Origin of the sequence: Psychrobacter sp. TB55-MNA-CIBAN-0194 (assembly GCF_040309505.1) — a bacterium.
Classification (GTDB): domain Bacteria; phylum Pseudomonadota; class Gammaproteobacteria; order Pseudomonadales; family Moraxellaceae; genus Psychrobacter; species Psychrobacter fozii.
The window spans coordinates 1-353 of record NZ_JBEOOW010000074.1 but is presented as its reverse complement, the minus strand read 5'-3'; the positions used below and the strand labels follow the sequence as shown (position 1 = coordinate 353).

The 353-nt window shown below is 45.6% G+C and carries 1 protein-coding gene; it reads left to right on the top strand.

Features of this window, described 5'->3' with window-relative positions; translation table 11 throughout:
• A partial coding sequence (locus AAEY75_RS14310; RefSeq protein ID WP_502944419.1) for a cupredoxin domain-containing protein occupies positions 1 to 353 on the top strand: 353 nt, incomplete at both ends.

The following is a 353-nucleotide window of genomic DNA, read 5'->3' as shown; positions in this document are numbered from 1 at the left end:
ATTATCCACTCCCAGAGCACAAATTGATGGCAGTGAGGCCAAAGGCGAACATTACCTCCTTGAAGTCGATAAGCCATTAGTACTGCCTATTAACCAAAAAGTGCGCTTCTTGATGACATCAGATGATGTTATCCACTCATGGTGGGTGCCCGCTTTCGCGGTTAAAAAAGATGCCAACCCAGGCTTTATCAACGAAGCCTGGACTCGTATTGATAAGCCTGGAACGTATCGCGGTCAATGTGCCGAGTTATGCGGTAAAGACCATGGTTTCATGCCGATTGTGGTGCAAGCATTATCGGAGGCCGATTTTGATAATTGGTTAGTTGAACAAAAACAACTGGCCAATAATGCTG